Below are 13,603 nucleotides of genomic sequence, written 5' to 3'. Positions count from 1 at the left end.
GCCGGTGGCGGCCGGTCGGGGCTCAGGCAGTCAGGCCGTCAGGCTGTCAGGTACGCCTGCGCCAGCCGTACCCAGCAGGCGGCGCCAAGCGGCAGCACCTGATCGTTGAAGTCGTAGCCGGGGTTATGCACCATGCAGCCGCCGAATTCGCCTTCGCCGTTGCCGAGGATCAGGTAGCAGCCCGGGACTTCATTGAGCATCCAGGCGAAATCCTCGCTGCCGTTGAGTCCCTTCGGGGCTTGCGTGACGACGTTCTCCGTCCCCACGAGATCGGTGCAGATCCGCTGCGCCAGTCGGGTTTCGGCTTCGGTATTGACCATGGGCGGGGTGAGCTGGCGGTAGTCGATGTGTGCCTCGACGCCGTGGGCCTGCGCGGTCAGGCTGACAATCTCGCGGATGCGCTGCTCCACCATCGCCCGGGTTTCCGCGCGCGCCGCGCGCACGTTGACGCCCAGAGTTACCGATTCGGGGATCACGTTGTGGGTGGCGCCGCCACGAATGAAACCGATCGACACGACGGCGGTGTCGTCTGGCGCCACATTGCGGGCTACCACGGTTTGCAGTGCCGTCACGATCGCGGCGGATGCCGCAATCGGATCACGCGCGCGGTGCGGCATCGCCCCATGCCCGCCCACGCCCTTGATGGTGATGTCGGCCACGTCGGAAGACAGGCTGACCGGCCCCGGCAACACACGGAAACTGCCCGCCGGCACGCCCGGCATATTGTGGAGCGCAAAAACCGCGTCGCAGGGGAAGCGCTCGAAGAGCCCGTCTTCGATCATCGCGCGCGCGCCGCAGAGGTTCTCTTCGTCAGGCTGGAAAATCAGGTTGAGTGTGCCGTCGAAGCTGCGGCTGTCGGCCAGCGCTTTCGCCGCGGCCAGCAGGATCGCGGTATGCCCGTCGTGTCCGCAGGCGTGCATCTTGCCGTGGTTGCGGCTGGCATAGGGCAGGCCGGTGGCTTCGACAATGGGCAGCGCGTCCATGTCGGCGCGAATGCCCAGCCGGCGCGCGCCGTTGCCCAGTTTCAACTGGCCTACCACCCCGCTCTTGCCGATACCCGTGTGGACGTCATAGCCCCAGCTCTGCAGCAGGTGCGTCACCAGCGTACTGGTGGCGCCGACTTCGAAGCCGAGTTCGGGTTGGGCGTGAATCTGACGACGGATGTTGACGAAGGTCTCGGCGTCGATGTCGACCGGAGGCAGCAGATGGGGCAGCAGTTGAAAGGGCTGGAGCGTGGGTGCTTTGGTCATGTCAGGGTTCCTTGCGGGGAAAGGGGCTAGCGGGTGCTGGCGGATGCTGGCAGGTCAGTGGGTTTCGCGCACTTCGCGCAGGGTCAGCACGGTCAGTAGTGTCACGGCGCTGCAGGCCATCATGTAGAACGCCGGGGACAGCTGATTGCCGGTGCGGGCCAGCAGCCAGGTGACGACGAACTGGCACGAGCCGCCGAACACCGTGACGCCGATGGCGTAGATCACCGACAGGCCGCTGGCCCGTACCTTGATCGGCAGCATCTCCATCATCATGAGCAGCAGTGGCGTCGTTCCCAGATACAGGCTCGCGGTCAGCAGCGCGGAGAGCGACAGCACCAGCGGCACGCTGGGGTAGTGCGTCATCAGCCAGAAGGCCGGATAGAGGGCCACCACGGTGGACAGGATGGAGGCGACCACCAGCGGTTTGCGGCGCTGGAGGCGGTCGGCCAGCCAGCCGGAGCAGAGCGACGCGGCAAAGCTGGTCAGACCCGTGACGCACCCTGCCAGTAGCGATAGCGAGGCCGGGAGGTGCAGTTCCCGGATCATGTAGGTCGGCATGAAATAGATCACCAGATACGTGCCGACGGTACCGCCGATGATGGTGAGGACGCCTTTGGCCACCAGGGTGCCGTGTTCGCGGAACAGCGTGCCGAGCGGGCTTGGCGCATGGGTCTCGGCCGTGTGCGTTTCGTCCAGATGCGATCGGATGTAAAAGCCAACAGGCGCAATCAGCAAGCCCAGGAAGAACGGCACGCGCCATCCCCAGCTCTGCAGCGCTTCCGTCGACAGGCTGCCGTACAGCACCGCCGCTGTCAGCGCGCCGCACAGGGCGGCGATGCCCTGGCTGCCAAGCTGCCAGCTCACACGAAATCCACGCCCGCGGATACCGCCAGCCTCCATCAGCATGGCGGTGGAGGCACCGATCTCGCCGCCCAGCGAGAAGCCCTGGAGCAGACGCCCCGCCAGAATGATCAGCGGGCCAAGCAGGCCCGCCGTGGCGTACGTCGGGGCCACCGCCAGACAAAGCGTTCCAACCACCATCAGGCCGATGGTCAGCGTCATGGCAGCCTTGCGCCCGTGGCGGTCGGCATAGTTGCCGATCACGAAGCCGCCCAGCGGCCGCATCACAAAGCCGATACCGAACGTTGCCACGGCCAGCAGCAGCGAACCGTAGGCGCTCTCGGAGGGGAAGAACAGCTTGCCGATCATGAGCGCGAAGAAGCTGTAGACGGTGAAGTCATACATTTCCAGCGCGTTGCCGATGGAGCAGGCGGCGATCAGCCGGGCCTGGCTGGTTCGTCGTGGCTCGGCAGCAGCCGGTGCGGGGGAAAGAGCCGGCTGCAGGGTGACGTCATTCATCGGTGGTCTCCGAGGGTGGGGGACGGGCTTCTGTGCAGGAACCCTTGGCGATGAAGTATTCGGGGAAGTCGCGAACCTACAAAATCGCAAATATTCATCCCGATAACCAAATAGAATCACCGTCATAACCAGTGTTCACCGGCTATCGGGGAAAGCCCGGAAGTGCTGGCGCGAGCGACCGGACGCATGGTGCACCGCACAGGCGCGCGAAGCACCTGATGCGCACCTGATGCGGGCATGGTCCGGTCGGGACGCCGCAGCGGGCGCGGAGAAGAGGGGAGACCAGGCGAACGTGAAGCTACATCAACTGCGCATTCTGCTGGCCGTGGCGCAGCACGGCAGCATCCACGAGGCGTCACGCGGGCTGCATATTTCGCAGCCCGCGCTATCCAAGGCCATCGCTGAACTGGAGCGAGAGCTTGGCGTCACGCTGCTGTCCCGCTCCGTGCGCGGTGTGAGTCTGACTGCGTACGGGATGGCGCTGGTCAAGCGCGCCACCGTAGTCGAGCAGGAACTGCGACACGCGCTGGAAGACATCGAATCCATACGCGGCCATGCGGAAGCCGAACTCAATATCGGGTTTACCGCCGTGGCCTCCAGTGGCCCGCTGCCCGATGCCATGGCGGCGTTGCGCAAGCGCTTTCCCAATGTCGCCTTGCGTGGCTTCGAGCAGCGCCCGCAGCAGATTCAGGAGGGGCTGCGGGAGGGGCGGCTTGATCTCGGGCTGATCTCCACCAATAGCGGGCCGGGAGCGGGCGGACTCCAGTGGGAGTCCTTGTTCTCGGTGCCGATGCGTCTGGCCGTGCGGCCGGGCCATCCACTACGGCGTGTCCGCCGGCTGCGTCCGCTGCTGGATGCCGACTGGCTGGTGCTGGACCCGCTCGATGACCCCGGCAGCCCGATATCAAGCCTGATGCGATTGCACCGACTGGAAATACCGCGCCGGGTCGTGCAGAGCGCATCCAATCTACTGGGGCTGCAGCTGGCCACCAAGACCGACCTTATCAGCATGTGGTCGGACTTCGTTTTCCGGGGCACTGGCGGGCCATTGCGCATGGACCCCGGTTCGCTGGAGGTGCTAGCGATGGAAGACGAACTGCCGGACTTCAACGTCTACCTGGTCTATCGCTCGATGGACCTGATGACGCATGTCTGTGCCGAGTTCAGCAAGGAAATCAGGCACTTTGCCGAGGGCTATCGTCCTCGATGGGCGAGATAGGTTGCATGCCGCGCTGCCGGTACTCGCCGGGCGCGACGCCGGTCCATTTCTTGAATGCGCGGTGGAAGGTGCTCAGCTCGGAAAAGCCCAGCCTCAGCGCCACCTGTTGCAGCGACAGGCATGAGTGCTCGAGCATGCCGATCGCCGCGTCGCGGCGCAGGTTGTCCTTGATGTTCTGGTAACCGCGGCCTTCATCGCGCAAGCGACGGCTCAGGGTTTGCGGTGTCAGGCGCAGCATCTGCGCCATCTGCTCCAGCGACGGCAGCTCGTCATCCAGGTGGGAGCGCAGGTGCAGCCGGATGCGTTCCGCCAGGCAGCTATTGTCGCGATAACGCACCAGCAGCTTGTGCGGGGTCTCAAGCAGGAATTCGCGCAGGCCAGCGGGATCCTGCATCACTGGCAGCCGCAGCCAGGCGGCATCGAAGTGCAGGGCCGTGCAGGACTGCCCGTATCGGACCGTCGTATTGAAGATGCGCTCGGTGTCGGTCAGCGCCTGGGGCGGGCCCGAACCCAGATCGACGCGCGACAGGGGTACACGCCGTGCCACCAGCCAGTTGATCAGGCCGTAAGCATGGAACGCGAAGGTCGACTTGGCGAAGATCTGGCACGGCGAGGCCGGCGCATGCCCGTGCAATATCAGGGAAGCGGTCTTGCCATCGGGGCTGAGGTGCAGCCGTGGCGTGAATTCGTCGATATGCAGCCGGTATTGGCGCAACCCGGCCTGGATGGCTTCTTCCAGGGTGGCGCTATGGATCATTGCGCCGGCCGCCTGGGCGAAGACGCCGGGAGGCACGGGGCGGCTAAGCAGGCCCCACAGTTCGTCGCGCGTGGTGCGGCGCAGCGTACGGATCAGCGCGGCGTACTGGTCCTGGGTCACGCGCGCGTTCGGCGACGCCAGCAGCGCCGGAGAGATCGCGGCGCGCCGCAGCAGGGCATCGATGTCGAATCCCAGTCGGCGCACCCCGAGCAGGATCTGGTCGACATGATGGATGGCGATGGTATGGCGGGCTGGCGTTGCCGTTGCCGCAAGCGGGGCGATGATGGTGCCGGTAGTGCCGGTAGTGCCAGTAGTGCCAGCCAATGCCGGACCCGGTACAACGGTGCTGCGCTGCTTGCCCGGCACGGGGTGCCGGTGAGCGGGAGTGGCAACGATGTGCATGAGTCTCCTCGTCGTGTAGGGCAGCTCCGGAACCCTGCCGCGCGCAATGGCGGCATGCCGGGCTGATGCGGACCTTACCGCGCCCGGTTCGCGCCACACAATCGGGATTTGCCAAAGCCTGCCTTCCGTCTGAACGATTCGGCCAATGATTTTGGGTTGTCTGGTCATTGTCCAGACCGTGCCGGATCACGCACTCTCTCACTATGCAGAAGTCCGGAGCCGGGCGGATCGCCGCCGGCATCGCCGGACTCGGCAGCGACCCGGGAAAAAAGGACAACAAGAAAGGAGACAACCACATGCTGGCAAATCGCCGGAGTGCATTGCTGCGTCTTGGCACCGGAGCGCTGGCGCTGGCAGGTGCCTTTGCTGGCCTGTCTGGCGCCGGTACCGCCATGGCCCAAGGGGCTTTCCCGTCGAAATCCGTGCGCCTTGTGGTGCCGTTCCCGGCAGGCGGGGCTACCGACGTGCTGGCGCGGGCGATTGCCGATGGCCTCGGTAAGGCCTGGAAGCGCCCGGTCGTGGTGGAGAACCGCCCCGGTGCCAGCGGCATGATCGGCGCCGATGCCGTGGCCCGTGCGGAGCCGGACGGCTACACCGCGCTGCTGACCATCACCACGCTCGTGCAGGCGCCGAGCCTCTACACCAAGGCGCCCTTTGACCCAGTCAAGGACTTCGCGGCGGTATCCGAGCTTGGCACCACCAACCTGGTGTTTGCCATCAACAGTAGTGCAGTGCCGGCCACCAGCCTGAAGGAATTTATCGCGCTGGTCCGTGCCAAGCCCAAGCAGTACTCCTTCGGATCGTTTGGCACAGGCTCGAGCGGCCATCTCTACGGCGAGATATTCAACGAATCCGCCAACCTCGACATGATCCACGTCTCCTACAAGGGCGAGGCGCCGGAGTTGAACGACTTGCTCGGTGGCCAGGTGCCATCCGCGGTGATCTCGGTAATGGGCGCCAAGCCCCACGCCGCGTCCGGGCGTCTGCGCGCGCTTGCCGTGACCGGCGCGTCGCGCTCGCCCCAACTGCCTGATGTGCCGACCTTCAAGGAGAGCGGCGTTTCCGGGATGGATTCGCTGGGCTGGTTCGGCCTGCTGCTGCCAGCCGCCACGCCGCGGCCGATCGTCGAGAAGTTCTCTGCCGACGTCAACAAGGTGTTGGCAGACCCCGCGGTGCGTATGCGCATGAACGACATGGGCGTGATCCTGACCGGCAGCACGCCCGATGCCTTTACGCAGACCGTGCAGGCCGACTATGCCCGCTGGGGCAAAGTGATCCGTACCCACAACATTCGTCTTGATTGAGCCTTTGCCTGACATGAAGTCCGCCAGTACATCCCAGCCTTACCGTTCTCCCGCCTGGCCTGCCGGCCTGCCTGGCACGCTGCATGTGCCGCAGACCAGCCTGTTCCACAACCTGGAAGTGGCCGCGCGGCGCTATCCCGGCAAGACGGCGATCCAGTATTTCGGCACCGCGATCACCTATGCGGAACTGCTGGATGACGTCGAACGGATGGCCGGCTATCTGCAGCAAAGCTGCGGCATTCAGCCCGGGGATAGGGTAGTGCTTTACAGCCAGAACGCCCCGCAGTTCATCGTGGCGTACTACGCCATCCTGCGTGCCGAGGCGGTGGTCGTGCCAGCCAATCCGATGTGGCTGGAAGCCGAACTGGAGCATGTGGTTGCCGATAGCGGGGCGGTGGCCGCGTTCTGCGGCAGCGAATTGTATGAGCGCGTCGCGTCGCTGCATGGCAAGGCGCTGCGTCATGTGATCACGTACCACTACGCGGGGATGCTGCGCGACGATGGTGGCCTGCCGGTTCCGGCCTGGCTGCGCGAGCCTGCTCCCGCGTCGCGCGCGGCCCCAGGTGGCGCCATGCCAGTGGACTGGGACACCGCGCGCAATGCTGGCCAGCGTCCGCGCGCGCACGAGGCTGGCTACAACACGCTTTGCATGCTGGCATATACCTCCGGCACCACGGGCAATCCCAAGGGCTGCATGCATACCCACGGCACCATGATGAGTTCCGCGGTGGGCTCGCAAGTCTGGCGCAGCAGTTCGCCGGAATCGGTGGTGCTCGCGGTGGCGCCGATGTTCCACCTGCTGGGCATGCAGAACTGCATGCATTCGCCGATCTACCTGGGTGCCACCGTGGTGCTGATGCCGCGCTGGGACCGCGCGCTTGCCGCCGATCTGATCGAGCGCTACCGCGTCTCGGCCTGGGGCGCGCCGCCGGCCATGCTGGTGGACTTTTTCGCGCAGCCCGATGTGGCCCGGCGTGACCTTTCCAGCTTGGCTTTTCTGGGTGGCGGTGGCGCGGCCATGCCCGACGCGGTGGCCAATATGTTGCAGGAACGCTTCGGCCTGCCGTACGTCGAGGCCTATGGCATGACCGAGACCGCGTCGTTCCTGCTGTCCAACCCGCGCCAGAAGCCCAAGCGTGAGTGCCTGGGCATTGCCACCTTCGGCGTGGACGCCCGCGTGGTGGACCCCGAATCGCTCGCCGAACTGCCGCAGGGCGAGATCGGCGAGATCGTCGTCCACGGCGGTCAGGTGATGCAGGGCTACTGGAACAACCCGCAGGCCAATGCGGAATCCTTCATCGAAATCGCCGGCAAGCGCTTTCTACGCACCGGCGACCTCGGTTTCATGGATGAAGAAGGCTATTTCTTCATGCGCGACCGCCTCAAGCGCATGATCAACGCGTCCGGCTTCAAGGTCTGGCCGGCCGAGGTGGAAAACCTGCTCTACGGCCACCCGGCCATCCACGAGGCCTGCGTGATCGCCGCGCGCGATGAGCATCGCGGCGAAACGGTCAAGGCCGTGGTGGCGCTGCGCCCCGAATCGCGCGGCACGCCGGAGGCCGATGCGGAACGCATCATGGCCTGGTGCCGCGAGCGTCTGGCGGCCTACAAGGTGCCGCGCATCGTCGAGTTCGTGGACGCGCTGCCCAAATCGGCCACCGGCAAGATCCTGTGGCGCGCGCTGCAGGAAGACGCCATGCGGGCATAGGGGGGGGAGGCCGGTGTATCCGGCGTATCCGACGTATCCGGCGTACCGAATCCAGTTCTTGAGAGAGACAGCTTCATGCAAACGAGCAGACGAACCTGGCTGGCGCAAGCCGGCACCCTGGCGGGCGCCGCCATGCTGGGCGGCGTTGGCCAGGCACTGGCCCAGCCCAGCTACCCGAGCAAGCCGATACGGCTGGTCGTGCCGTATCCGGCCGGCGGCGGCACCGATACTGTGGGCCGCATGATCGGCCAACGGCTGGCCGAAGCCTGGGGCCAGCCCGTGGTCGTTGACAACAAGCCCGGCGCCAGCGGCATGCTCGGCAACGATACCGTGGCCAAGGCCGCGCCCGATGGCTACACGGTGCTGCTGGCCATCACCGCGCTGATCCAGTCGCCCAGCCTCTACAAGCGTATGCCGTATGACGTGAACAAGGATTTCACGCCGGTCTCGCTGATTGCCAAATCGTCCGACCTGTTTGTCGTGCCCAACCGTGTTCCGGCCAGCACGCTACGTGAATTCATCGCGCTGGCCAAGGCCGGCAAGCTCAGTTACGGTTCATACGGCAACGGGACTTCGTCGCATCTGCACGGCGAGCTCCTACGGCAGCAGACCGGCGTCGAACTGACACATATTCCGTACAAGGGGGCTGCGCCCTTGCTCAACGATCTGCTCGGCGGCCAGGTGGATTCGGCTTTCGTCGATGTGACATCGGCGTATCCGTACCTGACCAGCGGCAAATTCAAGATCCTGGGCATTACCGGTACCCAGCGCTACAAGGCGATTCCGAACGTGCCGACGTTCGCGGAGCAGGGTTTGCCTGGATTTGAGCCTAGCGGATGGTTTGCGCTGTTCCTGCCCGCCAATGCGCCGAAAGACGTGACCAGCCGTATGGCCGCCGAGGTGGCGCGGATCGTCAAGCTGCCTGAAATCAGCCAGAAGCTGGCGGGTATGGGCCTGCAACCGGTCGGGTCGGCGCCGCAGGAACTGGCGGCGGTGGTCTCGGGTGATATGCCCAAGTGGGCCAAGATCGTGCAGGACGCCCATATCCAGCTCGACTGAACACCGTCGGATCACGCGCGGTTTATCGGACACGTTCCGATGTTTGGAGGAGAGGTCCCAGCCCATGGCCGCCAGTGGCCCGTGGTGGCTTTTCCAGCAATCAGACGCGAGGTCGTGCACGACCTCGCGTGCGAACGCCTCACATCCGCGCCGGGAAGCGGCGCATCGTTGAAGATCGCGCGAAATTCCAGGGGTTTGCCAGTTGGCACGATATCGCGGGGCAGGGTCTTGCCCTGAAACGTCTTTTCGCTGCCGATCAGGCGCGCGTAGACCATTGGCTTCACCACGCCAATGCGGTGCCGTGTCCAATTCTTGACGACGTATGACGATTCGGTGGCCAGTGCTGTTTCGCCTTGGCGCAGCATTTGTTTGGTCACGTCCCAGGCATTTCATATGCCGTATGCGACACATGTGGCGGTGTCTCTAGTAACGTTCTTTCTTCGTAAGTGAGAATAAGTTACATTTGCATCTGATGCGAATCCGAAATTCCTGAACCGCCGTGCAGCACGGCGGTGCCCGCCGCAGTGTCTATGTTCACCAGGTTGCCTCTTCTACTTGCCGTTTTTCCTGCCTATCAGGCTTGGGATCTCAATCAGCTCGTCCATAGCGGGGCGCCGTCAGTTGGCGGCGTATGTCCTGGAAGACCTGATGACACCCGCTGCGGTGAGATGAGGTAGTCGTGATGGATCCAGGTACCCGTTCGCAGGTCGATGTCCTTTACAGCCGGCATCACGCATGGCTGCAAGGCTGGCTGTTGCGAAAGATCGGCAATGCATGCGATGCGGCGGACATCGCCCAGGATGTATTCGTCAGGGTGCTTCACAGGAAAGTCGTCGAGATCCGTGAGCCGCGCACCTACCTGGGCACCATTGCCAATGGGCTGGTCATCGATTTCTGGCGGCGGCGGGAACTTGAGCAAGCATGGCTGGAGACGCTGGCTCAATTGCCGGAAGCACATACGCCATCGCCCGAAAGCCGTCTGCACTTCCTGCAGACGTTGATCGAGATCGATCAGATGCTCGATACGCTGAAGCCGAACGCGCGCACGGCATTCCTGCTGGCGCAGCTCGACGGCCTGACTTGCCCGCAGATCGCGGAGCGCATTGGCATGTCGCTGGCGACCGTCGAGCGGTACATCAGCCAGGCGCTGCGCCGATGCTACGCGTTGCAGTTCGGCGCTTAGCAACCGGCACAAGCACAGGGCGCAAAGATGTCCAGTTCGCAAGCCGATTTGCCGTCAGAAGTCATTGATGCGGCCATTGATTGGGCCATCCGCCTGCTGTTCAATGAACCCAGCGACGAGATGCGCCAGCGCTTTCTGGTCTGGGAGGGCGCGGATCCCCGGCACCGGCTGGCATGGCAACGCATCCAATCACTACGCGATGGATTCCCCCGTGTGCCGGCGACGCTGGCTGTGGAGACGCTCCGCAACGCCGAGACCATTCGCGGCCGCCGCCAGGCAGGGCGCCGCCAGGCGATCAAGTTGCTGGCTCTGGGTGGCGTATCGGCGTTTGGGTTGTCCATGGCCTATCGCGAATCGCCATGGAGAAGCTGGGCCGCCGACGTGCATACCGGCGTGGGCGAGCAACGCAGGCTGGCGCTGGAAGATGGCACGGTCGTCGTGCTCAACACCGAGACCGCCCTCGATATTCGCTTCGATGGCCAACATCGCGACGTGTTGCTTCGGCGTGGCGAGATTCTGGTCACGACTGGGCACGACGGCGACGCAGCGCGGCCATTCCGTGTGCAAACGCCGTTCGGCGCGATGCGCGCGCTCGGAACACGTTTCGCGGTGCGGCTCGAAGCGGATCGCGCGTGTGTCAGCGTGCAGCAGGGCGCGGTCGCGCTGCACGACGGCAAAGCGCCATCGCAAGCCGTTGCCACACCGGGCACGACCTGGACGATGACGCAGGACACGAGCGCATTGAGCGATGCCGCCGCGCTGTCGCCCGACAGCTGGGCCAACGGGCTGCTATCCGGCAGCAACATGCGCCTGGCCGACGTGCTTGCGGAGCTGGCCCGCTATCGCCACGGGCGCATCGATTGCGATCCCGCCGTGGCGGATCTGGTCATCTCGGGTGCGTACCGCATCGACGATACGGATCGCACGCTGCGTTTTCTGGAGAAGGCGCTGCCAATCCGGGTGTCGTACTTCACGCGCTACTGGGTTCGCGTCGGGCCCAGGGTGCATGCCTGAGACAGGGTGATGTGAAAAAAATCGAGATGAATTGAGGGGATTGGGCGACCTGTCCGGCTTGGATTGTAGGAACCCTCTTCAATCCGCTCTGGACTTCGCAACCATGTCGTCACACCGATCCCGCCATCTGTCATCCCGCACCAGCACCCAGTCCGCATGCCTCCCTTCGCCCAAGCCACTTGCTGCCGCGCTCCATCAGGCGATGCTCTGTCTTGCCGTCGGCTCGGGTGGCATGTCGATCAACGCCATCGCGCAGACTTCCACGGACAAGGCTCCGGAAACCACCCTTCCTGCAGTGACGGTGAGCGCCGTGGCCGCCAGTGATTCCACCGATCTCCCGGCAGCCTATGCGGGCGGGCAAACCGCGCGCGGCGGCCGCCTCGGGATGCTCGGCAACCGTGGCAGCCTGGATACCCCGTTCTCCACCACCAGCTACACGGCCCAGCGCATCGAGGATCAACAGGCCGTGACCCTGGCCGACGTGCTCAACGCGGACCCTTCGATTCGTTTCACCGGCCAGACTGGCGGTGTCACCGACTCGTTCATGATTCGCGGCTTCCCGATCAATGAAGGCAACCTGTCGGAAGTCGCGTTCGACGGCGTGTATGGCGTTTCGCCGAACTACCATCTCTTTCCTGAATACATGGAGCGCGTCGAGGTCCTCAAGGGGCCGGCCGCGATGCTCTACGGGATGTCGCCCAACAGCGGTGTGGGGGGCGTGGTGAACCTCGTTCCCAAGCGGGCGGGTGCCACGGACCTGACACGCTTCACGCTCGACTATGCGTCGGACGCCCAAGTGGGCGGGGCCGTTGACTTGAGCCGTCGCTGGGGCAACGACAAGGAGTGGGGCGTTCGCTTCAATGGCTTGCACCGCCAGGGGCCCACGCCGCTGGACGACCAGAAGTCACGCAGCGAGGTGGCGGCCGTATCGCTTGACTATCACGGCGACCGTCTGCGGGCATCGCTCGACCTGATCGAGCAGTACCAGTGGATCGATGCGCCGACGCGCCCGTTTCTGGTGGCTCCTGGCATCGAAGTGCCGGCGGCACCCGATGGTCGGCGTAACGTCACGCAGCCTTGGGGATGGTGGAAGTCCAACGACGTCTCGACGCTGTTGCGCGTCGAATATGACGTGGCGGACAACGTCACTGTCTATGCCGATGCCGGCGGGACGCGGTCCGACGTGTCCCGCCTCTCGGACCAGACCCCGACAATCCTCAACGCGGCAGGCGATACTTCCGCCGCAGTGCAAAACTGGAGGTTTCAGATCAACCGGATGTCGTTCGATACCGGCGTGCGCGCGAAGTTCGACACCGGTCCGGTCAAGCATGCACTTGCGTTGCAGGGCAATCTCTATTCGGATCGTATTGCCAACGCCAACGTCGCGGGAACGCCGGTCCGCTCGAATATCTACCACCCGGTGGTGAGCCCCGAGCAGTCGATCGCGCCGCCGAGCTTTGTTCCAAAGGTGTCGGATTCCACGCTCTCCGGCGTAGCCGTGGTCGACACGGTCAGCACCATGGATGATCGCGTGGCCCTGACGCTTGGCTTGCGGTATCAACAGGTCGAGTCGAACAACTACAACACCGCAACCGGCGCAAAGTCGTCCTCGTATGACGAGAACGCTGTGACGCCGCTGGCCGGCATCGTCTTCAGGCCATGGCGCAATGTTTCCTTCTATGCGAACTATGTCGAGGGGCTGAGCAAGGGTGATATCGCACCGGCCACTGCTTCGAATGCAGGTCAGGTATTCGCCCCCTACAAGACGAAGCAGCAAGAGGTCGGCGTCAAGGTCGATGCCGGATCCATCATGGCCACGCTGGCAGCCTTCCGCATGACCAAGCCGAGCGGCCAGTTGTTCGGCACGGTTTACGCTGTGGACAGCGAACAACGAAATCAGGGGCTGGAGCTGACTGTCTCTGGCGAAGTGGTGCGGCGTGTTCGGCTGCTGGGCGGCATTACCTGGCTGGACGGCAAGCTGACCAAGACCAATAGCACTGCGACGCAGGGCAACCGGCCGGTGGGCGTACCGGACTTCATGGCCAATCTTGGCGCCGAATGGGACCTGCCCTGGCTGCAGGGCCTGACGTTGACTGGCGCGCTCAACTACACGGGTCGCACCTACGTCAACCAGGCCAACACGCAGTCGGTGCCGTCGTGGACCACCGTCGACGTTGGGGCTCGCTACCGGACGAAGGTGTCGGGCAAGACCACCACGTTCCGGGCCACGGTCATCAATGCCTTCGACAAGCATTACTGGTCGGGCGTGGCTTCTTACAGCACGATCTCGCAGGGCGCACCGCGCACGTTCCTCGGCTCGGTGACGGTGGACTTCTGATGCAGGGTCG

At 64.5% G+C, this 13,603-nt stretch carries 11 protein-coding genes; 7 read left to right on the top strand and 4 right to left on the bottom strand.

All coding sequences use genetic code 11. The features are described 5' to 3' along the window. Positions 1–38 precede the first annotated feature (38 nt). Positions 39–1,250, bottom strand: coding sequence for a M20 aminoacylase family protein (locus tag RMET_RS23215; protein WP_011518965.1), 1,212 nt, complete (start codon positions 1,248–1,250; stop codon positions 39–41). Positions 1,251–1,304: 54 nt separating this feature from the next. Continuing rightward, positions 1,305–2,609: an MFS transporter gene (locus tag RMET_RS23210; RefSeq protein ID WP_011518964.1), complete on the bottom strand. Its 1,305-nt coding sequence runs from the start codon at positions 2,607–2,609 to the stop codon at positions 1,305–1,307. A 292-nt stretch (positions 2,610–2,901) separates the two neighbouring features. Here RMET_RS23210 and RMET_RS23205 point away from each other — a divergent pair, with 292 nt between their 5' ends. After that, positions 2,902–3,828 carry a LysR family transcriptional regulator gene (locus tag RMET_RS23205; protein WP_011518963.1) on the top strand — a complete coding sequence of 309 codons (927 nt, stop codon included), beginning with the start codon at positions 2,902–2,904 and terminating at the stop codon, positions 3,826–3,828. Here RMET_RS23205 and RMET_RS23200 read toward each other — a convergent pair. Continuing rightward, on the bottom strand, positions 3,785–4,987 hold the full coding sequence (locus tag RMET_RS23200) for an AraC family transcriptional regulator (protein ID WP_011518962.1): 1,203 nt from the start codon (positions 4,985–4,987) through the stop codon (positions 3,785–3,787). The two genes, RMET_RS23205 and RMET_RS23200, sit on opposite strands and share 44 nt — an antisense overlap. A 296-nt stretch (positions 4,988–5,283) precedes the next feature. Here RMET_RS23200 and RMET_RS23195 point away from each other — a divergent pair, with 296 nt between their 5' ends. From RMET_RS23195 to RMET_RS23185, 3 genes are all read left to right on the top strand, one after another. Continuing rightward, positions 5,284–6,291: a tripartite tricarboxylate transporter substrate binding protein gene (locus RMET_RS23195; RefSeq protein ID WP_029309969.1), complete on the top strand. Its 1,008-nt coding sequence runs from the start codon at positions 5,284–5,286 to the stop codon at positions 6,289–6,291. 13 nt (positions 6,292–6,304) lie between these two features. After that, positions 6,305–7,999: a long-chain fatty acid--CoA ligase gene (locus tag RMET_RS23190; RefSeq protein WP_011518960.1), complete on the top strand. Its 1,695-nt coding sequence runs from the start codon at positions 6,305–6,307 to the stop codon at positions 7,997–7,999. Positions 8,000–8,074: 75 nt separating this feature from the next. After that, a complete protein-coding gene (locus tag RMET_RS23185; RefSeq protein ID WP_011518959.1) occupies positions 8,075–9,058 on the top strand; it encodes a Bug family tripartite tricarboxylate transporter substrate binding protein in 984 nt (327 codons plus the stop codon). An 11-nt stretch (positions 9,059–9,069) separates the two neighbouring features. On the opposite strand, the gene RMET_RS23180 is transcribed toward RMET_RS23185, so the two are convergent. Further along, the gene (locus tag RMET_RS23180) at positions 9,070–9,435 is read right to left on the bottom strand and encodes a hypothetical protein (protein WP_152560230.1); all 366 of its coding nucleotides are present in this window, start codon (positions 9,433–9,435) and stop codon (positions 9,070–9,072) included. Between the two features lie 305 nt (positions 9,436–9,740). Between RMET_RS23180 and RMET_RS23175 the strand changes: the two genes are divergently transcribed. The 3 genes from RMET_RS23175 to RMET_RS23165 all read left to right on the top strand — a co-directional run bounded on the left by RMET_RS23175 (position 9,741) and on the right by RMET_RS23165 (position 13,593). Next, positions 9,741–10,241, top strand: coding sequence for a sigma-70 family RNA polymerase sigma factor (locus tag RMET_RS23175; RefSeq protein ID WP_008643876.1), 501 nt, complete (start codon positions 9,741–9,743; stop codon positions 10,239–10,241). A gap of 27 nt (positions 10,242–10,268) precedes the next feature. Beyond that, a complete protein-coding gene (locus RMET_RS23170; protein ID WP_011518958.1) occupies positions 10,269–11,255 on the top strand; it encodes a FecR domain-containing protein in 987 nt (328 codons plus the stop codon). A gap of 103 nt (positions 11,256–11,358) precedes the next feature. Further along, positions 11,359–13,593: a TonB-dependent receptor gene (locus RMET_RS23165; protein ID WP_011518957.1), complete on the top strand. Its 2,235-nt coding sequence runs from the start codon at positions 11,359–11,361 to the stop codon at positions 13,591–13,593. Positions 13,594–13,603: the final 10 nt, after the last annotated feature.

Source organism: Cupriavidus metallidurans CH34 (assembly GCF_000196015.1).
Taxonomy (GTDB): Bacteria; Pseudomonadota; Gammaproteobacteria; order Burkholderiales; family Burkholderiaceae; genus Cupriavidus; species Cupriavidus metallidurans.
This window is presented reverse-complemented; position numbering and strand designations above follow the sequence as displayed.